We start from the raw sequence: 20,848 nt of genomic DNA, 5'->3' as shown, positions 1-20,848 counted from the left end.
GGGCCTACCCAGATTTTCAGATAGACCCACCAACTAAACACCAACCAACTGCGTTCAACAATTTAATCTAAGTGATTTAGGTGTTAGCTGTTTAGTCCCATTTGTAGTTTTTCTTTTCTGCCTGTCGTTTAATAGCTTCTAACATGGCGTTTTCTAATTCTCCTTTAGAACCTTCTTTTTGATTTTCGGAAATATAGGCCTCCCTTTTGCTATTGAGTTCTTGAATTTCTTTCTGTATTTTTATGCGTTCTGTTTTCTTTTCTTCGATGTAGTTTACTATTGCACCCGCAGATTTACCCTGCAATACTTCTGGAAGCTCCTCATCCTTAAGTTGAGATATATCAAAATCCTTATCCGATGAAGCATCAACTAAATCCCATGAAGAATTGCTGTATAATCGAGAGCTTTTACTTACCGCTCTTTTCACGGCTACAGCCTCTTCCATTTCCATGGCATTTGCATCTTGAGTGTATTGCATGTCCATTTTTGCCTGGCCCATCGACCCATAAGAAATATAGGTTTTGTTCAATTTTGAATTGAGTCGGATGATCACGTCGTCATATGGGGTATCGATATGAACTACTTGACGGTTATGGTCGATGGCCATATACTCACCACCTGTCAGTTTTGCCCCATTCTTCCAATCTGTATTGATGCCTTGCTCGTAATTTCCGCAGAAAATAGTATTCACGACAACATCTTTTTCCTTTGCGTTTGAAACAGCATCCTTGTAGTTGAGTTTGCCTTGTGTAAACGGTTCGTTTCCGGCAATGAAAATCATTTTTAGGTTGTCTTCATTTTTACCCCAATGCAATTGTTTTAAAGAGGTTTGAATTACCTCTCCACAGTACTCTTCTCCTCCATTGGTGGTCAATGAGAACAGTTTTTCTGATATTTCATCCAAATCATCACTAAAGCCAAGTACCTGTTGTATATAACCTTCCTCTGAAGATAAGTTGTCATTGCCATATTGATACAAGGCGATCTGCAATTTCGGACGTGCTTCGTTTCCGCATTTGGCATGAGTGAACTTATTTACAATATCCCAAAGTTGCGCTTTGGCTTGGTTGATAAGTCCGTCCATACTATTACTCGTATCAAGCAACAAGGCAATTTTCACTGTATTGTTTGCTTCTTTTTCATCGTTCACCACCGAATGGGCAATAAGTGGTTCGCTCGTTCTTTTGGTTTTTAGCTCACAACCGTAAGCCGAGGAAAGTGTTAGGAGCATTAGGCCCATTCCTAAAATTTGTTTTGCATTTTTCATAATTAATCTATTTTCGTTTCTGCCCTTGTGCTGCACTCGTTTCAGGAAAGGCGGAAATCTGTTTCGTACTTGTTTTGATTCTCTTATATATTTGTTCGTATTTTGTCTATTGTCAAAAGCAGCAGATAGGCGAAAAGTGCCGCAAAAGACAGGCCTGCCAATAGGAGCGTATAGTATTTAATGGTCCATTCTAAGGCCACCTTTACCCTTTGAATAACACTTATTTCGCTTAGTTGCCCTTCTGCCAAGGCTACTTTAACCGTACAGAATTCGTTTTCATCATCGAAATTTCCTAAACTCACCCCTAATTCCTGAAGTTGTTGTTCGATGTCTAAAATGCGATTTTCCAACTGCATATACTCATCGATTCGCCCTCCTTTGGCTTTGAGTTCGATCAAGGAGTTGCGAATTTTCTCTAAGGAAGCTTTTCTGGCGTTTAACTCTTTATATTCATTTGTTTTGTCGGTTTTTGTGATTTGTTTCGACTGAATTTTTCCAACCTTGATCAGACTATGATAGATTGAATCAAAGTTTTCAGGTGGAATACCAATTATCAAATTCAATGTGCGGTATCCCTTGTTTCCACTTTTATTCTCAAACTGAATCAGACCTTTGTAATCTTTTATTTGCGCCCTAATTTGTTTTTCCTCTTGATCAAACTTAGTTGACAGGGTATTGATATCGGCAATCTTTTCATATTTCTGATCAACACTTACGGGTGTAAGCCCTGCATTGAGTTGATATTTTTTAGAGGCATAGTTTTTACGTACACCGGCAGAAATGTCGACCATTTCATGATATACATTGGCCGCTACTGTATCAGTAACTGTTTGGTAACCATAGATTAATCTAAAGACGAATAGCATAACAAAAAGTGACAAAAGAATTGCTGTCGTTTTTTTAAATCGTTTTTTTAAGCTGGGTTTCATAGTCGTATCGTTACTGTTTATACCCTCAAAACTATTCTCAAACTTTTTCTTAAAAAACACGGAATGAGTGAAATGTACTTTTGAGTGCGTAAACGTATTTTTTGATTGCGTAAAGCTGTGAAATGGGTTGATTTTTGGGGTGCTTATCGCCTTAGTCTATTTTTTAGTAAGACATAAATCAGCTAAGTTTACGTTGTATTGCAAACAGATATGAGAAAGCAGGTCTACATATTGATTTTACTTTTATTAGTGTATGCTCCCGTGTATTCACAGGTACAACCTGAAACTGATAACATCTCTGAAGGCCGCAGGGTCATTGAGATAAAAGGTTCTGTTCAGGGCAAGGAGAACTATGAACCAATATCGGGGGTAGAGGTGTCTACAAATACCGGTGTTTATACCTTAACAGATGCACAAGGAGAATATAGAATTAGAGTTGCATTAGGTGATGAATTGATTTTTCGAAGCCCTGAATTCGAGACCAAGCGCTATATCGTGAAGAGTGATGAAGATGTTGATGTTTTGGTAAAGGGATACTCCGAGAATAATTCAAGCAGATCTAAAAGCAAAAGGTTAAGCGATAACCAGGTTTCAATGCATAAGTCGTATTTGGATTCCGCCTATGCTTATAGGAAATCGGATATTGAGAAAAGCATCGATTTCATAACGAGATCAATTGCCCAACTAGGTAAACGCGGTAATAAAAGGGAACTGGCCTTGTCTTTAACCGCTTTAGGGGAGGTATACCAATACCATAACCAACATGATTTGGCAATCACCAGTTTTAAAGATGCTTTAGAGGCTAATAAAACGAGTAAAACTACCCTGCTTTTGGCTCGGGCATATTTATCGAATAAGGATTTTAAAAATGCAGAAGTAACCCTAAACCCACTTTTAAAAGTGAAGAGTTTAATTCCCTTTCAACAAGTACAGCTGTATGAGAGCTTGGGAGATACATATACTGGTTTGGGCATGATTAACAAAGCGGTTGATTTTTATGAGGAAGGACTGCAGGTCGCTAAAAAGAATCAGATTACCCCTAAAATGACAGATTTGAATTCTAAGATAGCAGAAGCCTATGCAACAGACGATAAGCTGGTTGAGGCTGAAGGATATTTTGGGAATTCGCTGAAATTGGCAGAGCGTGAAGCGCCGCAGAGGGCTATTCAAGAAAAGGAAAAAGTAGCTGATTTCTACAATAAAAAAAGTCGTTATGATGAGGAAATCCAATTGCGAAAAAAGAGCTTGAATGAGTTGAACAGCCTCCCAAAGCCTTCGGTGGAATCGCAATCGGGGCAGATAAATGCAGATACCATTACCTCTCAGCGAATTAACTATAAGATTGCGAATGCCTATATCGCCCAAGACAAATATGAACAAGCAATTCCGTATTTAGAGAAGAGTATTGTTGAGGCAGATTCAGATGATGATTTGATCGTACAAAAGGATGCTACTAGAAAATTATCTGAAGTATATGAATACAAGGGAGATTTTACAAAGGCCTTAGCAACCTATCAGGCATATGTCTCAGTGGTGGACACACTTTATATACGAAAGGAACAGGAGATTTCAAGGGCCGCTCGATTTAATCGAGAAATTTCTACCAAGCAAAACCGTATTTCAGGTTTGGAACAAGAACGTGAGCTTTCGCAAAGTAAATATGACTTGGCTGTAACAGAGCAAGAATTAGTTGAAGAAAGCAATAAACGTCAAAAATGGGTGATCTATTCGTTGATTTTCGGATTGATATTGATGGGCCTAGCCACTTTCTTTTTCTATCGTAGCAACCAACAGCAAAAATTGGCCAATAACCTTTTGGCTTTGAAATCGCTTCGATCTCAAATGAATCCGCATTTTATTTTTAATGCATTGAATTCGGTGAACAACTACATTGCTAAAAGCGATGAACGCAGTGCCAACCGTTATTTAAGTGAATTTTCAACCTTAATGCGTTCGGTGTTAGAGAATTCTGAAGAGGATTTTATTTCGCTTGCCAAAGAATTGGAGCTATTGGAGCTCTATGTGAAATTAGAGCATTCTCGTTTTCCTGATAAGTTTGACTACGATATTGCTATTTCCGAGCATGTAGATGTTACAGCTTTTCAGATTCCACCGATGTTATTGCAACCCTATATAGAAAATTCTATCTGGCATGGCCTCCGCTATAAGGAGGAAAAGGGATTATTGCATATTGCACTAAAACAGCAAGACCATGAGACTATTGTGATTACGATCACTGACAATGGCATTGGGAGGAAGAAATCTGCTAGCTTGAAAACAGCGAATCAGAAGAAACAGAAATCAAAAGGAATGGGCAATATTACAAAGAGAGTTGCTATTTTAAACGATATGTATAAAGACAAAGTTGATGTATATATTTCAGACCTTGAAGCCGACGGAACGGGAACAAAGGTTGTATTTACTTTGAAAAAAGATTAAGATGAAATTAAAGGCAATCATAGTTGAAGATGAGGCAAACAGCCGTGAAATACTAAGTAACTATTTGGCGAAATATTGCCCAAGTGTGAATCTGGTAGGGCAGGCCGCTTCTATAGATAAAGCAAAAGAACTGATTCAAAAACAGCATTTAGATTTGGTTTTTTTGGATGTAGAAATGCCTTTTGGTACCGGGTTTGATTTACTCGATCAACTGCCAGACAGAACGTTTGAAACCGTTTTTGTAACCGCTTATAATCAATATGCAATCGACGCACTAAATAGCCACGCGGCCTACTATTTGATGAAACCAATTAATATTGATGAGTTAATCAAGGCCGTAGACTACGTGACCGAAATAAGAATGAAAGAAGACGCCCTGGAAGATCGTGTGCTAACCCCAAAATTGAACAAGGTGGATGGCAAAATAACCCTCCCACAACAAGATGGGTTTCAAATACTAAATGTTGCAGACATTTTATATTGCAAAGCGGATGATAATTATACTGAAATCTATTTAGAAAATAAGAAAATTTTGGTGAGCAAGACCTTAAAATACTTTGAGGAAGCTCTTTCTAAATTTACCTTTGCACGTATTCATAAGTCGTATTTGGTAAATGTAAACGAGGTCGTGAAATATAGAAAAGGCAAAGGAGGAAGCGTTATAGTCTCTAACGGAAAGGAATTGTTGGTATCCGCTTCCAAGAAAAAGGATCTTTTGTCCTATTTTTAAGTTAAAAATAGAAGAGACGAGCTGTGAAATAGCTGCTCGTATGAATTGTTAAAATTCGGAACCAACTGCTTTTTTACCTGTAAACCTGAAACTTTTTAGTATGATTATAAAAACAATAAATGGGAAAACCCCTAAAATAGGTAAAGATTGCTTTATTGCGGAGAACGCAACAATCGTCGGTGAGGTCAGTATGGGTGATCAATGCAGTATTTGGTTCAATGCCGTTTTGCGTGGAGATGTTCATTTTATCAAATTGGGCCACAAAGTAAATGTACAAGATGGTGCAGTTGTTCATTGTACCTACCAAAAATCTCCTACTACGGTTGGGAATAACGTTTCAATAGGACATAATGCTATTGTTCACGGCTGTACAATACATGATAATGTATTGATTGGTATGGGAAGCATTATTATGGATGATTGCATTGTTGAAAGTAATAGTATTATTGCCGCGGGAGCTGTTGTCACCAAAGGTACGCGTGTACCTTCAGGTACCGTATTTGCCGGTATGCCAGCCAAGAAAATCAAAAATATTAGTCCTGAATTAAGTGCTGGCGAAGTTGATCGTATTGCCAACAATTACGTTAAATATTCAGGTTGGTTTAAAGATCAATAGTAGGGATTCCCCATTTTTAGTTGTTAGTATTTTAGAGTTAGGCTTGTGCCAGAGCTAGATATGCTTATTTTTGCCAATCAAACTAGAAACAATGAACGCATATATATTCCCGGGTCAGGGAGCCCAATATGTAGGTATGGGGTTAGACCTTTATGAAAAATACCCAGTAGCACAAGAGTTATTTGAAGATGCGAACGAAATTTTGGGTTTTCCCATTACCGATACCATGTTTGAAGGCACTCCAGAGGAGTTAAAACAAACCAAAGTTACACAGCCTGCCATTTTTCTGCATTCTGTTATTTTAAGCAAAGTCATGGGCGATTCGTTTCGGCCTGATATGGTGGCTGGGCATTCACTAGGTGAATTTTCCGCTTTGGTTGCGAACGGGGTTTTAAATTTTGAAGATGGCTTAAAGTTGGTTTCAAAAAGGGCATTGGCCATGCAGAAAGCATGCGAGTTGCAACCAAGCACCATGGCAGCGGTTTTGAGTTTAGCTGATGAGGTGGTAGAAAGCATATGTGAGCAGACCCCCGGAATTGTAGTAGCTGCTAACTATAACTGCCCCGGTCAATTGGTGATTTCTGGTGAAGTACCAGCAATTGAAGCAGCTTGTGCAAAGATGAAAGAGGCTGGCGCAAGAAGGGCTTTGGTGCTTCCGGTAGGAGGAGCTTTTCATTCCCCTCTTATGGAACCTGCAAGAGAGGAACTGGCAACTGCTATTGAAAATACCATGTTCTCGGCTGCCAAATGCCCAATTTATCAGAATGTTACCACAACGGCGGTATCCAATGCCGATGAAATTAAGAATAATCTCATCTCTCAGCTTACTGCTCCCGTAAAATGGACTCAAAGTGTTCAAAATATGATAAAAGATGGAGCCTCATTGTTCACCGAAGTAGGCCCTGGTAAGGTATTACAAGGATTAGTTAAAAAAATTAATGCGCAGTCCGAAACCACTTCCGCAATTCTTACGTAAATACACTAATCGATAGAATCTGTTGTTTATCTGTAAAAACCCATATTTAGGCCGTTATTTAGCATATTAGCCGAATTTTTTAGTAATATTGACACCCATTTTTTACCTACTTAGAGTACCTTTTTATGCTGTCCCTTTGAATTAGTTGTAATTCAATGAACAGACTATGAAACTGAAACGAGTACGAATATCCTTTACGAATCTTCTTAAAGTTTTTAAAGGACTTTTATTTTTTTGTGCCTTACTAATGGTAAGTTCATTGTCGGCGCAGCAGGTCAACGTGACCTTATTGAATGGTCCCGCTAGCGAAGCGGGTCTAGCGACGGCAACGTTTAGAATAACGATGTCTGCCCAAAGATTGACTCCAACAACGATCAATTATACCTTAACGGGTTCTGCCGTCGAAGGTGATGATTATCAAGTAATAGGTGTTGTTGAAATTCCACCTGCACAGTTATCTGTCGATGCTACAGTTACACCTATAGACGACGACTTGGTTGAAGGAGATCAGGATGTTGTTTTTACCCTCAATGCCTCTATTCAGTACGTTGTTGGAATTAATAATGATGCAACTGCCATCATTGAAGATGACGATATTGGTGTAATAAATTTGGATCTTGATACTTCTGTAACGAATGGATACAGACCAAATGCTTTTGAAGGAGGCCAAAATGGGCAATTTCGATTAAACATGGACAAGGAGAATGCAACCGGAGCGCAGATACTTGTCAATTTTACCATAAGTGGTACATCAACTCCAGGTCCTGGCGCGGGTGCTGGTTTTGATCACAATTTAACCGGGGCGGTAAATGCGGCTAAGACGGCAGCTACCTTTCCGGAAGGTACGCTAGCAAGAAACATTAACGTAGTGCCTTTTGATGATTCGGTTGCTGAGACTGATAAAACGGTAATCATTACACTAACAGGCACAAGTGATCCACTTTTCACAATTGGGCCATCGAATACCGCTACGGTTACTATCATTGATGATGATTGTGCTGCGGGTATAACAGCACCCACTTTAAACGGTAATCCAACAACACTTTGCGATGTAGCTAGTGTAAATTTAAATAGTTTTATAGGTAGTACCATCCCCGCTGGTGCTAGTTTGTCATGGAGTACGGTTGCTAATCCGACCGAAGCACAGTTACTCACAGGAACTGCCGTTACTGCTGCTACTGCGGGCACCTATTTTGCTTTGTATACAGCAGGTACTGGTGCGTCTTTTTGTAGTAGCCCGTCTACACAATTGGATATTGTTTTAAATACCTCGCCCTCTGCGGGCACCGCTGTGGGAAATTTAAGCCGATGTAATGAATCTGGCTTTGGAGTATCTACCACAATTGATTTAGATAATGCCGTTACTGGAGAAGATGCAGGAGGAAATTGGACTTATATTTCTGGCGGAACCGGTAATCCTGGAATTAATGGTAATAATGTGGTTAATTTTAATGGCGACCCTGAGGGAGTCTATGTTTTTAGATATACTGTTTTGGGCGTCGCGCCCTGTACAAACGACGTGACTGATGTGACTATTACCGTCACGGGTTGTGACCCTTGTGTTGCCGGTGACAACCCCCCGGTTTTAGATCCGGGTACACCTACAATTGCCTGTGACCTATTTACCGACAGTTTCAACGATTATACGAACAGTGCACCTCCTGCAGGAACCGTTCTTACATGGAGTACAGATTCAAATCCGTTGAACACCAATGCACATTTAACTCCAGCTCAGGCAAATAATCCACCTACCGTGGGTGGCACTTATTACGGCTTTTTCTATGATGCAGTTAATGATTGTGCTAGCCCGACACTGCAGATTGATTTGGTTTTAAATACAACGCCCACTTTGAATGGAGTAACGGGCAATGAGCGTTGTGGAAATGGTACCTTGGTTTTGGGCGCTATGGCTTCTGACAACGCAACGATCAACTGGTATACCACAGCCACTGGAGGTAGTATTATTGGCTCAGGAGCTAGTTTTACAACCCCAACAATTGCTACAACTACTTCGTTCTTTGCCGAAGCAACTTTGAATGGCTGCGCAAGCGAACGACAAGAGGCCATAGCTGTGGTACAACAGCAACCTTCAGCTGGTACCCTTCAAAATGGAGGAAATGCCTCCGCCTGTAATGTTGCAGCAAATGGCCCCACTATTCTTGATCTAGATGACTTAATATCGGGGGAAGATGCTGGTGCGTGGGCCTATACAAGTGGCCCTTTAGCAGATTTTGCCATTGCACCCAATAATATTTTGAATTTTGAAGGACGACCAGATGGTGATTATGTTTTTACGTATACCACGATAGGAGCACAAGCGCCTTGTGAAAATGAGTCTTCCGTCTTAACGATTTCGGTGAACGATTGTGATGTAGATACCGATTTAGATGGATTGTTCGACGGCCCAGAAGCTATTTTAGGAACAGATCCTAACAATCCAGATACCGATGGTGATGGAATTAATGATGGCGAAGAAGTTGGTGGGGATTTAGAAAATCCCTTAGATAGCGACTTGGATGCTGACGGAATGCCTAGCCCTGACGGAATTATTGATGCTCTTGATTCAAATATCGCCGATGAGGATAATGATGGGGTAGTTGATCAACTAGACCCTGCAAATGACAATCCCTGTATTCCGTTTCGATTCAACGGGGTTTGTGATTCGGATGCCGATGATTTGCCTGATAGTGATGAAGATACCAATGCAAATGGAGAAGTCGATGAGGGTGAAAGCGATCCGTTTGATCCATGTGATCCGAATGCTGAACATCCCAATTGCAATCCTGATCCAATTGATTTGGAAGTTACCAAGGTGGTTGATAACCCCAACGCACTTATAGGAGAAGAGGTTGTTTTTACGGTTACGCTGAGAAATTTAAGCGATGTAAAAGCTAGAAATATCAAGATTGGCGACTTGCTTGAAAATGGTTTCGAATTGGTAGGTACTCCTGAGACCTCAGTTGGAACATATAATCCTGAAAATGGCGAATGGAATATTGTCGAAATAGATCCATTGGCATCACATACCCTCACTATTACGGTAACTATAATTGAGGGCGATATTTATAGCAATACAGCTGAACTGCTAGAGTCATTTCCTGTAGATGATAATCCTGCAAATGATAGGGCAACGGTTACCTTACCTATTGAACTACCTGAGGGAGTAAATCTTGTTCTTGAGAAAACGGTTAGCTTGGGTGTTGGTAAAGAGAAGTTAAAGAAAGTAACCGGGCTAGTAAGTGATGTTACTCGTGAAGTCGAAGTCATTTACTATTTAAAAGTTATCAATAAGTCACTTCAAGATGCAGTTTCAAACATAAGGGTAAGTGATGTCTTCACAAATGACACTGATATTCAATTTGAAATAGTGGAAGTAGATGTGCCTGTGGAAACAACTTTTAATGAGGCAAATGGCGTTTGGATAATTGATAGGAGTTTAGCTATTGAGGAGGAAATTGAGTTAGCTATTAGGGTGGTGTTTAGAGGAACCGGTATGGTTACCAATGTAGGGCTGATTGAGAGTTCTACGCCCAGGGAAAGCAACATAGAGGATGCCGATAGTACATCTTCTGCCAGTGTTGAGATTACCACTCGAAATGAGGTAGAAATTGGTATTCTTTACAATCAATTTTCTCCAAATAATGATGGGTTGAACGACTTTTTGAAGGTGAATAGGCTAAGAAAAAATGAAGAAGGGGAAGATGAATTAGTGGAGATTATATATAATATTCAGATTTTTAACAGATACGGAAACCTAGTTTTTGAAGCCACTAGCAAACAAGATGAAGAAGTTTGGGATGGAAGCTGGAAGGGCAAGGATGCGCCAGATGGCACGTATTTTTATACAATGAACCTCGATTTTGGTGAAGGGCCAAAAATCCAAAAAGGCTGGATTCAGCTCATTAGATAACGCAAGAATGATTTACGACAAAGGTAGATTTCTATATCAATGCGCCCTATGCGCTGTTTTTCTTACCCTTTTTATGGTAACTAGTGTATACGCCCAGAAAGAACCACAGTATACCCAGTATATGTACAATATTGGTAGTTTTAACCCAGGCTATGTCGGTTCTACCGAAACCCCCGAAATTATAGGTTCGTATCGTGCACAATGGATTGATTTGCCGGGAGCCCCGCGAACAATTCGATTTGGAACCAATGTACCCTTTTCCAATGAAAAAATGGGAATAGGTTTTAACGTTGTAAGTGACCAGCTAGGGCCTACCACACAGACTTACGTTGATTTAGCTTATTCATATCAATTCAATATTTCGGAGAATGCCAAGCTATCATTTGGTATGGATGTTGGTGGATCTTTTCTAAATGTTGATTTTAGTAAGGGTACTTTTGAAAACCCTGGTGAACCCTTTGACGGAGCTAATATTAAGAACTTTTATCCGACAATCGGGGCCGGTCTTTTTCTCTATGGGCTAGATACTTGGTATCTTGGGGCTTCAATACCAAATTTTCTGACCGATGGTATCTACAATGATGAGATTGCTACCATAATCGAGGGGAAAATGCAATTTAATTTTATAGGGGGGTATGTCTTCGATATAGGGGAAAGCCTGAAGTTTAAACCGGCATTTTTAATTAATTATATTGGTGGAGCACCACTAAATACCAATGTTTCAACGAATTTTTTAATTAACGATAAATTCACTTTGGGTGCTTCATATCGATTTGGTAACGCGATTAGCGGTCTGGCAGGATTTCAAGTAGGTGGAGGTACTTTTATTGGGTATTCATATGACTATAACACTAATGGATTGGGAGAATTTAATAGTGGTTCACACGAACTTATTTTGAAGTTCTATTTAGGTGGAGGCCGAGGTAGCAGTGATGATGGTTCTAGGAATAAAAAGTTGAAAGGGAAACCCAAGCAAATTGATTCGCCAAGATTTTTCTAAAGTCAGGATAAAAATGAAAATAAAGACGCTCATACTGTTTTTTTTGATGACGATCATGGTAGCTCATGCGCAAGAGAAAATGTCAAAGGCAGATAAGTATTTTTATAGTTATGCCTACAAAGAAGCTATCGCCGAATATCAAAAAAACATGAGAGATGGTAAACTCATAACCAACCATCAATTTTTGAATTTGGCAGATTCCTACTTTAAGATTGGGGATTATAAAAATGCCTCACGTATATATTTGGACATCAATAAAAAAGATACGATAATGAACAATCATCGTTTCAACAAGATGTTACAAAGCCTTTCTAAAACCTCAGAAAAAGAGCGGGTAAGAGCATTCTTAAATACAAAGAGTTCGGCCCTTTCCAACGAATTGATGGAAAATGCCGAATTCAACTTTAAGCTTTTAGAGGCAAGTGCTGAAAATGTTCAAAAATTCGAAATTTTCAATATTAACGGCAATAGTGCTCAGGCAGATTTTGCGCCAAGTTTTTACAAGGATAAACTGCTTTTTAGTAGTGGACGTCCCATAAAAACCAAGAATGTTTATGAGCCATCGGGAGAATCTTATTTGGATATCTATCTTGCAAGAATTGGGCAAAACGGAGATGTTTTAAACCCGAATATTTTTACCCGCATACCAGATTCCAAATTTCACAAATCTACGCCTCACTATGCAAAAGAATTAGATAAGATATTCTATATCCTTTCAAATGCTGAAAACAATAGACTTTCTTTCGATGAGAATGGTAAAAACTCCTTAGCCATCGGTATGGTGTACGAAAATGGTTTTTTCGCATTCCTGCTTCGAGATTTGAGTACATCTTTTTATTATCCGTTTTATGACGGGGCAAGTGAAAGATTATATTTCGCAGCAAATTTTGAAGACGGTTATGGGGGTACTGATTTATACTATGTCTCTACCAATAACGGACAAATTATGTCTGAACCAGTAAATCTGGGACCTAGAATTAATTCCCCCGCAAATGAAATTGCCCCTTTCATATATGATAATAGTTTGTTTTTCTCTTCTGATATTTTCTATGGTCTCGGGGGCATGGATATCTACAAGGCAAACAAAAGGCAGGGTGAAACTTTTAGTATTCCCATCAATCTCGGAGCTGGAATTAACTCAGCGCAAGATGAGTTTGGTTTTATAATTCGGGGTGATGAAAATTTAGGTTTTTCAGGTTATTTTTCTTCGAACCGAGAAGGTGGTAAGGGAAATGATGATATTTACGGCTTTGGTATTAGAGAGTATTTAGGACCTAAGACCTTTTATCTTAAGGGAGAGGTCGTGGAACCTCAATATAAACAGGGTATAGCCGATGTGGCAATACGTTTACGTGATACTGAAGGCAATATACTTAAAGAATATATCACAGGTGACAATGGAAGGTATCAAGTCGAAATACCTTGGAGAGATAATTTGGTCATTGAAATGGCTAAAGATCGGCATTCTTCTTTTTATCGATCTTATGACAAAGCCCAATTAGTAGAACTGCAGAAAAACGATTTGAATTTTGAAATGGTCGGTATCGAGGATATCGTGGCCGAGAGGGAAAATAAAACCGTTCTGGATATTAGTGATTTCTTCTTTGCAAGAGGCAAAAGAGAGGTAACAGCAGATATTGCCATTGAATTGGATAAGGTGATCGATATTTTACGGAAATTTCCACAATTGCAGTTGCAAATAGAGACACATACCGATAGTCGTGGTGGAAGTAATACGAATAAAGTGCTTTCTCAAAGAAGGGCAGAGGCTATTAAGAGCTATCTTTTGCAAAATGGAGTTTCCTCTGCTAACATAGTATCTGCAACAGGTTATGGTGAGGAACGGATAATGAATAACTGCACGAATGGTGTGTATTGCTTAGATTTCTTACACAAGCAAAACCTAAGAACCTTGTTTATTGTAAGTAACTTTGATGAGCTAAGGTAGGGTGATGGGTGCGGCTTTTTCTTTGTACTTATAAAACTTCTATGTAGAAATAATATATGGAGAAGAAAGTGAGAAAAGCAATGCCTGCATAGGTGAGATATTGTAACCATTTTTGAGGCTGGTAAGCCTCCGACAAATCTTCGCTCATTACATTTTTAAGATTCATATAGCCAATAATAGGCGCTACTACAAATGAAACAAAAGTAGCTAGGGCAACCAATTTTCCCATATTGGCTGAGAAAAGCGCGATGACTAGGAAATTGATAGCTGCAAGCAAGAGTACACCAAAGGCGAAAAAACTTTTCTTGCCCTTTAGTTTTACTTTTGGGGAGAGTAAATCAATGATATCTAAACCTACCCGGGTTACGGCGTCGTGCGCTGTCATACAGGTACTGAACATCGTCGCAAAGGCCGAAACCGCGATAAATATATACGCCCAAGAACCTATATGTGTTGTAAATATTGAAACAACCTGATCGGCAAAAACTACACCATTCCCGCTTAATTCAATGCCAGTTCCATAAAGGGTCATTGACCCTATTATTAAGAAAAACAGCGCTAAAATCGCTGTCATGAAATAGCCAATATTGAATTCTTGAAGCGATTGTTTCAACGTAGGCTTTGCTTCTAGGGTCTTCCATTTCTCAATACTCCAAAGACTTACCCAACTTGATGCTTCAACAGTGGTAGGCATCCACCCCATTAAACTTATCAAAAATAGAATGCCGGCATCATTAAAAATTGGGGGAGGAGTAAAGTTGGCAACGGGGGCTATCTGTCCTTTGTTAATAACAAGAACTGTTGTCACCAAGAGTGCTATGAATAGTATGGTTACAACAAACTTTAGGGAAGTTTCCAGAAACCGATAGCGCCCAATAATTAGCAAAGCGCTGATGAATACAAAGAGACCAAGTGCTACTGTGGCAATGGAAACACTTGAAATTTTAAATAAATTTATGAAAAGTCCAGCAGTGACTGTATATAAGGCTGCTAGAATTGTAAAGGTCGTAATCAAGGTAATAAAAGCATAAAACCATAGCCAGCCCTTGCCTCTATTTAGATAGCCTTCTATAAGCGTTTTGTTAGTAACGTTGGTGTAGCGCACCCCGAACTCGAAAAACGGGTACTTAAAAATATTGGCTAAAATGATGGGGATCGCCATTAACCATCCGTATTGTGCTCCTGCTTTCGTAGAAAGAACCAAATGGGAGGTGCCAATGGCCATACTGGCAAATAAAAGTCCGGGGCCAAGATTTTTGAGAAGGGCTTGGAATTTTGACATACTTGTTGATTGTGCTTCCTAAAGTAAGCTATTTTCCTGAAAAGAAAAGCTGCTTACTTTATTTCAATGCGCTCTCCGTAAAATTTGGGTTGCGTATTGAATACTAAGTCGATAAAGACTTTTACACGTGCAAGATATTCTCTGAGATGCACTTTTAAACCAGAATTTCCGGTCACATCGGTGGCATTAAAACCGACAGCGGTAAGCCCTTTTCGCTCTGCCAAGTAAATGGCTCTTTGGTTATGAAATTTTTGAGAAATTACGGTGACCCTTTCAAGTCCGAATACTTCTTTGGCTCGTACCATGGAATCTAACGTGCGAAAACCCGCATAGTCTAGAAAAATTTTTTCTTGAGGAATACCTCCTGCAATTAGGTCTTTTTTAATCGTTGTGGGCTCATTGTAATATTGAGTGGCATTATCTCCGCTTACTAAGACGAATTCTATTTTTCCTGATTTAAAGAGCGCTATTGTCGCATTTATACGGTAAGAATAGTAGGGGTTCTGACGACCATTCGAGAGCTTATTTGATGTACCTAAAACCAAGCCTACTTTGTTTTTTGGAACTTCTTCCACACGTGTGAATGTTTTTCCTTGGGCCGCGGAGCTAATGGCGAAGTTGCATAGAAAAGTTATGATGAATGATATACTAGTAAGAAACAGAACTATTTTGATGTATTTTCTTTTCATCTATATGAGGTGGTATGTACAACAAAGGTAGCTAAATGTGACGATTTAACGCTAAATGAACCGTTATTATGGAATGGTTTCAACTCCCTTCGTAATGGTCACTTCGTAGGCCAGTAACAACATTAAAAAAGGCTAAGAAAAGAGTGAAACCTTGCCTTGAATGTAGCATTTGAACTTAAGCAAACACCAGTTTTTCAATTGCAAAGCAGTGAATACTGACAGGTTCGTTGAGCATTTTTTTGGATAGACCTGATATTTTCTGGCCTAAGTGAGGTGGCGGGTCAGTGCAGATGGTTTACAAGCTAAATATAACTAATGCGAAGTTGGTTGTATTAATACCCATAACCATATTTGCCATAATACCCAAGATTGGTTGACTTAACACTATTCACCACGAACGATAGGTTTCTTAGTTTTTTTTCTTTTACAAGTTTAATTGGGTATTCGAGTAGCTTGGTTTCGGTTGATCCGGCCTTGGACACATAAATGGTATGGTCGGCAAATTCACTTAGACGCAAGGTGTCAGAAACCAACATCATAGGGGCCGTATCTACGATAACATAATCGTATTTATTTCGCACAATATCCATGAGTTCTTTTACGCGAGGATTTTTTAACAATTCAGCCGGATTCGGAGGGATTTTGCCCGAATGGATAATATCAATGGTTTTTGAGTGAATCTCCAATTCATTTGTTATATCCTTAACAGCCCATTTGTCGGTAAAGAGAAAATCGGTAAAACCCAATACATTTTTTTGTGTTTTATTGCTATTTGTGAGTTTTGTCGAAAAGAAAGTGTCTATTTGCGGGTTTCTTATATCCGCACCCAGCAATAGCACTTTGCTCTCATTGCTAGCCAATATCATAGCTAAATTGGAAGCAACAAAGGTTTTTCCTTCACCAGGAACGCTTGAAGTTACAAAAACCACATTTCGCTTGCCAGAATCGCCCTGTTTCAGAATATAGTCAAGGTTGGTGCTGATAATGCGAAAAGACTCTGCGAAGGGAGAGCGATCATCCTTTTTGACCATTCTCTGACTGGCTTTTTTAATTTTCGGCAATTCCCCCAAAACAGGAATATCACCTATTATTTTCTCTAAACTTAATCTACTCTGTACCTTATTGTCTAGTATGTCATTAATAAAAATGATCGAAAACGGTATAATAAGACCAAGAAACAAAGCCCCTAAATATAAAATAGGCTTTTTGGGAGAAATGGGAAATTCACTTGCTGGATAGGGCCTGTCGATAACTTTCGACTTTGGTTTGGACGATGCATATGCTATTTGTGCTTCCTCGCGCTTTTGCAACAAGTACAGATATAACGACTCTGTGGTCTCTTTTTGCCTTGTAATATCACGTAGAGCCCTTTGATTTTTGGGTGTTGAGTAAATTCTAGAATTTACTCGTGACTGTTGCCTGCTTAGCCCCGTAACCTGAAGATCTAAGTTTTTGATCATTCCACTCAAACTAGATTCCATGATCTGTTTTAATCCATCTATTTCCTGGTTGAGATTTACAATGATTGGGTTTTTATCATTCGAACTTTTCAAAAGACGGTTTCTTTCCGATATCAACTGGTTGTATTTTGATGTAGTGTTGGATATTGCTGGGTCTGAAAGGCCAATATTTGCCGGAAGTAATTCATATCCGCTATCACCAGTGATAACATCGCGCATGCTTTCTGCGATATTCAATTCTGTACGCGTATTGTTTAACTGTTGTTGGGTAGCGGCACCAACGTTGAGGTTAATATCTGCTTCTGATTGGATGTTGGTAAGTCCTCTTGAAGTTCTGAAGTTTTCTTCTGTTTGATCTACGTCAGCAAGATTTTCATAAATAAACTTGATTCTATCTTCAATAAATGTTGAAGTTTTATCAGCAATTTCTTTTCTATCGGAGACCGCGTTTTGGTTATAGATTTGAATTAGCTCATTTAATATATCAATAGCTTTCTCCTCTACAGGATCGTTTAAAGTGAGATAAAGAATATTCGAAACCTTATCTGCCGGTTGTATAACGGTCATCGTACGATATATCTCCGCAATGGTCACCACGGGTCTTACCTGAATTTTTAGCTCTTCTCCTTTACGCCTATTGAAATATGTTAACTTGGGTGTAATGACCACTTCTCCAAGTGATGTCATTACATTCTTTCCAAACTCAACCACTTGGTACGGCGCTTCCTCTGTTTCCCTATAGGAATAAGAAGTTTCTGAGGTAAGTTTTATATAAAAATCTGCTGTTTTATCATTGATTAATGAATCGGGCGAGATAAAGCTGATTTGTACAGGGGAATTTGAATAGAGCTCCCTGTTTTTAATTTTTCCTATGGCAACAATCTTCACATTAAGATTGAGCTTTTCTACAACTTCTATAAAATTGGATCTGGCATTAATAATCTCAATCTCATCTTCCACTTTGTTTTCACCTCCAGCTAAGAGGTCGATATCCCTAAAAAGACCTAGTTCGGAACCAGCACCTTCTTCATCAATAATCTGTATTTTGGCTTTTGCCTGATATGTTGGATTGGTATATCGAATATACAAATACGCTGATATCAATGCTAAGCAAATTGCCAGAACAAACCAGAGCCATTGTTTTGTATACTTCGATATTACTTCTCTGTAATCGGGCAAATCGGACAATCGCCCTGCTAAATTATCTTCCATAAATTTTAAAACTACTTTCTTGCAGTTATGACATCAAATCAATATTAGTAGTAGGAAAAAAATGGGGGTATTCTTAAAGTGTAAAAATACTATCTAATTAGCTGAAAAGAAAATCCGAATGGGAAATCTCGGTATCTTGTTGTGGTTAAACGGCAAGTGGATTTATTTTTCGTTCTAAGACGTTCGCGTGAGAAGCACTGTCCGCAGCAAAATTTTTATCGCTTGAACTCGTATCATACTGAAGTATTTGATCCATTAAGTCCGTAATGTTTTCATCAAAGAACATGTTTGCTATGCAGAGTGTATTAATCTTATTCTTCATACGTTGTGTATCGAATTCGTCCTCTCTAATATACTGGAGTTTTTTGTTTAGCTTAAACTCCACAGCACTTATCTTGCTTGAAGCAAGTTCGCATAGTGGTTCCGCTTCGTTAAGATTTTTGGCCTCGATAATATCGATATGATTGGCGACATGTGAATGAGAAAGTGTTCGTATCTGTTTTGCTAAGTCAAACTCTTTTATAGGGTCGCCCATTTTTACCTTAAAAATATCACCTCCTTTACCATGAAAAATTGCCTCGATGATAAGATGAGACAACTCTTCAACTGATATAAAGCTAATTGTTGCCTCTTTTGATGAAATTTTTATCGGGCCCCCATTGTCAAGTTGACTTTTAAAAACGTTCATCACCGAAGACTTCGATTCTAACACATTGCCAAAACGAATATTTACAAACTCGGTTTTTGATTCGGCATTTAGGCAATTCAAATAGATCTCTCCAACCCGTTCTGTTGCACGCGTGTACGTACAGTATTTAATTGGGAAGCTTCTTGATAAATTGATATATTTTTGAACCCCATGTTTGACAGCCATATCGGCAACAAGTTTATTTCCAAGAATATTAAGTCTAAGTGCTTCATACAGGTTATCCTTGGTGAAATCGAAAATTTTATAGCCAGCGGCATTCAAAACAATATCTGGCGAGAACTCTTTAAAAACGTTTTCTAGTCGATTCTTATCCAATATATCGCCCAAAAGTGTTTTCGTATTGACGACTTTTTGTATAGCCAATTCTTGTTCAAAACCAAACAAGGAATCCTCTGCCTTATCGAGAAGCAAAATACTGTTAGATTTGTATCCTGCCAACTTTTTGACCAGTGCCCTGCCAACACATCCTGCTGCCCCTATTACTAATATTTTTTTACCTGTAAAATACGAAGAAACATCTTCTTTTGGTTTTTCAAAGTCTTGAGAATTTGGGGTAAATAGGTCTGTTAATTTTAGGTTGTTAATAGCCTTAATCTCCGAAGTACCTTCCTCTGTGTCGATTTGATTATGGGGTAGTTGTGCAACCCTGATTTTCACAGGAAGCGTTGAAACTTTGGTCAAAAATCGACTTGTTTTCTCATCAAAATTGCCAGACTTGGTTATTACATACTCCGTTATATTATGCTCTCTGATGAGCTGGTTATTCAACTTATCCTTATCAACTATCCAAACAGAGCCAAGTGAAGTTAGATCGGTTGGTTTTTCATCTAAGTTTACAAACCCAACAATATCATATTCCCCGGCGGTCAAACTTGATTGTTCAAAGGCACTAATTATTTTTTTGGCATCTTTAATCTGTCCACTAAGAAGTATTCTTGCGAGTTGAACTGGCTCGTCTTTCAAGGAATCATGAAAAGCTTTGAATAAAAACCGCGATAAAAGAAGGGAAATAAAGCTCAATAAACTATGTACGATAATTATCGACACAGGTATTAAAAAACTATTCTCATTATTGGTAACAACTTTGCTATGAACAACCACCAGAACGATGGTCAAGATATTGGCTAAGCAAATCGCATTAAAAATCGAATATACTTCTTTAGTTCTACTATATTTTACTACCCCTTTGCTGTGTCCAATGAGCAAGAATATCAATGAAGTAATAGCAATGATTACAGGAAGTTGTATCAGAATTCTCTGTTCGCTAAGCTCAGGCCATATAGTGGTACAAATCTTATAGGAAGCTATAAAAGAGATTGCAGTTAAAGTGATATCAATAAGGAATATTAAACCAATAGAGTTAAGTCTTTGGTTTCTGCGTTTTTGGCTTTTTTTGGTCATCTCGATATCTTTCGCTAAAAAATCTTTTATCAATTATATCGGGGGTGATGTTAACCGCTGAAAACGAAAAAGGTAAAAATCCTAGAAAGAGTAGGTATTAGGACAATTATATGTTTACAGTAGCAGTATGGTTTGGTTTATAGATTGAATTTACTCACTACAAAGCTACAACAAAAGTTTATTGTGTATAATTCGTCGTACTAAGTGAAAAATCGATGAAATGCAACAATTGTATATTTTTGCATATTAAAGTTTGCATAAAAATGGGTTTGTTTACTAA

General features: G+C 38.6%; 13 protein-coding genes. 7 read left to right on the top strand and 6 right to left on the bottom strand.

The window, feature by feature from the left end; genetic code table 11:
• Nucleotides 1-91: 91 nt before the first annotated feature.
• Both ABJN95_RS01225 and ABJN95_RS01220 read right to left on the bottom strand, forming a co-directional pair.
• Complete coding sequence (locus ABJN95_RS01225; protein WP_348368165.1) at nt 92-1,267, bottom strand: vWA domain-containing protein; 1,176 nt, start codon at nt 1,265-1,267, stop codon at nt 92-94.
• Between the two features lie 83 nt (nt 1,268-1,350).
• The gene (locus ABJN95_RS01220; protein ID WP_348368164.1) at nt 1,351-2,196 is read right to left on the bottom strand and encodes a DUF4349 domain-containing protein; all 846 of its coding nucleotides are present in this window, start codon (nt 2,194-2,196) and stop codon (nt 1,351-1,353) included.
• A 210-nt stretch (nt 2,197-2,406) separates the two neighbouring features.
• Between ABJN95_RS01220 and ABJN95_RS01215 the strand changes: the two genes are divergently transcribed.
• From ABJN95_RS01215 to ABJN95_RS01185, 7 genes are all read left to right on the top strand, one after another.
• Nucleotides 2,407-4,635 carry a histidine kinase gene (locus tag ABJN95_RS01215; RefSeq protein WP_348368163.1) on the top strand — a complete coding sequence of 743 codons (2,229 nt, stop codon included), beginning with the start codon at nt 2,407-2,409 and terminating at the stop codon, nt 4,633-4,635.
• A 1-nt stretch (nt 4,636) separates the two neighbouring features.
• Nucleotides 4,637-5,365 carry a LytTR family DNA-binding domain-containing protein gene (locus tag ABJN95_RS01210; RefSeq protein WP_348368162.1) on the top strand — a complete coding sequence of 243 codons (729 nt, stop codon included), beginning with the start codon at nt 4,637-4,639 and terminating at the stop codon, nt 5,363-5,365.
• 100 nt (nt 5,366-5,465) lie between these two features.
• Nucleotides 5,466-5,981 carry a gamma carbonic anhydrase family protein gene (locus ABJN95_RS01205; protein ID WP_348368161.1) on the top strand — a complete coding sequence of 172 codons (516 nt, stop codon included), beginning with the start codon at nt 5,466-5,468 and terminating at the stop codon, nt 5,979-5,981.
• 91 nt (nt 5,982-6,072) lie between these two features.
• Nucleotides 6,073-6,957 carry an ACP S-malonyltransferase gene (gene fabD / locus ABJN95_RS01200; RefSeq protein ID WP_348368160.1) on the top strand — a complete coding sequence of 295 codons (885 nt, stop codon included), beginning with the start codon at nt 6,073-6,075 and terminating at the stop codon, nt 6,955-6,957.
• A 166-nt stretch (nt 6,958-7,123) separates the two neighbouring features.
• Nucleotides 7,124-10,867 carry a gliding motility-associated C-terminal domain-containing protein gene (locus ABJN95_RS01195; protein WP_348368159.1) on the top strand — a complete coding sequence of 1,248 codons (3,744 nt, stop codon included), beginning with the start codon at nt 7,124-7,126 and terminating at the stop codon, nt 10,865-10,867.
• A gap of 7 nt (nt 10,868-10,874) precedes the next feature.
• On the top strand, nt 10,875-11,867 hold the full coding sequence (locus ABJN95_RS01190; protein ID WP_348368158.1) for a type IX secretion system membrane protein PorP/SprF: 993 nt from the start codon (nt 10,875-10,877) through the stop codon (nt 11,865-11,867).
• Nucleotides 11,868-11,880: 13 nt separating this feature from the next.
• Entirely contained in the window at nt 11,881-13,815 is a 1,935-nt protein-coding gene (locus ABJN95_RS01185) for an OmpA family protein (protein WP_348368157.1), read from the top strand.
• 28 nt (nt 13,816-13,843) lie between these two features.
• On the opposite strand, the gene ABJN95_RS01180 is transcribed toward ABJN95_RS01185, so the two are convergent.
• From ABJN95_RS01180 to ABJN95_RS01165, 4 genes are all read right to left on the bottom strand, one after another.
• Nucleotides 13,844-15,097 carry a divalent metal cation transporter gene (locus ABJN95_RS01180; RefSeq protein WP_348368156.1) on the bottom strand — a complete coding sequence of 418 codons (1,254 nt, stop codon included), beginning with the start codon at nt 15,095-15,097 and terminating at the stop codon, nt 13,844-13,846.
• 53 nt (nt 15,098-15,150) lie between these two features.
• Nucleotides 15,151-15,786, bottom strand: coding sequence for an ElyC/SanA/YdcF family protein (locus ABJN95_RS01175; protein ID WP_348368155.1), 636 nt, complete (start codon nt 15,784-15,786; stop codon nt 15,151-15,153).
• 332 nt (nt 15,787-16,118) lie between these two features.
• Nucleotides 16,119-18,458 (bottom strand): polysaccharide biosynthesis tyrosine autokinase, encoded by a 2,340-nt coding sequence (locus ABJN95_RS01170; protein ID WP_348368154.1) that lies wholly within the window; start codon nt 18,456-18,458, stop codon nt 16,119-16,121.
• 145 nt (nt 18,459-18,603) lie between these two features.
• A complete protein-coding gene (locus ABJN95_RS01165; RefSeq protein ID WP_348368153.1) occupies nt 18,604-20,568 on the bottom strand; it encodes a polysaccharide biosynthesis protein in 1,965 nt (654 codons plus the stop codon).
• Between the last annotated feature and the right edge of the window lie 280 nt (nt 20,569-20,848).

It is taken from the genome of Maribacter sp., assembly GCF_039974175.1.
Lineage (GTDB): Bacteria > Bacteroidota > Bacteroidia > Flavobacteriales > Flavobacteriaceae > Maribacter_C.
This window is presented reverse-complemented; position numbering and strand designations above follow the sequence as displayed.

What these genes read in the sequence shown, in the direction of transcription:
- ABJN95_RS01180 (WP_348368156.1), bottom strand. Translation starts at nt 15,097, where the DNA reads ATGTCAAAATTCCAAGCCCTTCTCAAAAATCTTGGCCCCGGACTTTTA.
- ABJN95_RS01210 (WP_348368162.1), top strand. Translation starts at nt 4,637, where the DNA reads ATGAAATTAAAGGCAATCATAGTTGAAGATGAGGCAAACAGCCGTGAA.
- ABJN95_RS01190 (WP_348368158.1), top strand. Translation starts at nt 10,875, where the DNA reads ATGATTTACGACAAAGGTAGATTTCTATATCAATGCGCCCTATGCGCT.
- fabD (WP_348368160.1), top strand. Translation starts at nt 6,073, where the DNA reads ATGAACGCATATATATTCCCGGGTCAGGGAGCCCAATATGTAGGTATG.
- ABJN95_RS01185 (WP_348368157.1), top strand. Translation starts at nt 11,881, where the DNA reads ATGAAAATAAAGACGCTCATACTGTTTTTTTTGATGACGATCATGGTA.
- ABJN95_RS01165 (WP_348368153.1), bottom strand. Translation starts at nt 20,568, where the DNA reads ATGACCAAAAAAAGCCAAAAACGCAGAAACCAAAGACTTAACTCTATT.
- ABJN95_RS01195 (WP_348368159.1), top strand. Translation starts at nt 7,124, where the DNA reads ATGAAACTGAAACGAGTACGAATATCCTTTACGAATCTTCTTAAAGTT.
- ABJN95_RS01215 (WP_348368163.1), top strand. Translation starts at nt 2,407, where the DNA reads ATGAGAAAGCAGGTCTACATATTGATTTTACTTTTATTAGTGTATGCT.
- ABJN95_RS01225 (WP_348368165.1), bottom strand. Translation starts at nt 1,267, where the DNA reads ATGAAAAATGCAAAACAAATTTTAGGAATGGGCCTAATGCTCCTAACA.
- ABJN95_RS01220 (WP_348368164.1), bottom strand. Translation starts at nt 2,196, where the DNA reads ATGAAACCCAGCTTAAAAAAACGATTTAAAAAAACGACAGCAATTCTT.
- ABJN95_RS01175 (WP_348368155.1), bottom strand. Translation starts at nt 15,786, where the DNA reads ATGAAAAGAAAATACATCAAAATAGTTCTGTTTCTTACTAGTATATCA.
- ABJN95_RS01205 (WP_348368161.1), top strand. Translation starts at nt 5,466, where the DNA reads ATGATTATAAAAACAATAAATGGGAAAACCCCTAAAATAGGTAAAGAT.
- ABJN95_RS01170 (WP_348368154.1), bottom strand. Translation starts at nt 18,458, where the DNA reads ATGGAAGATAATTTAGCAGGGCGATTGTCCGATTTGCCCGATTACAGA.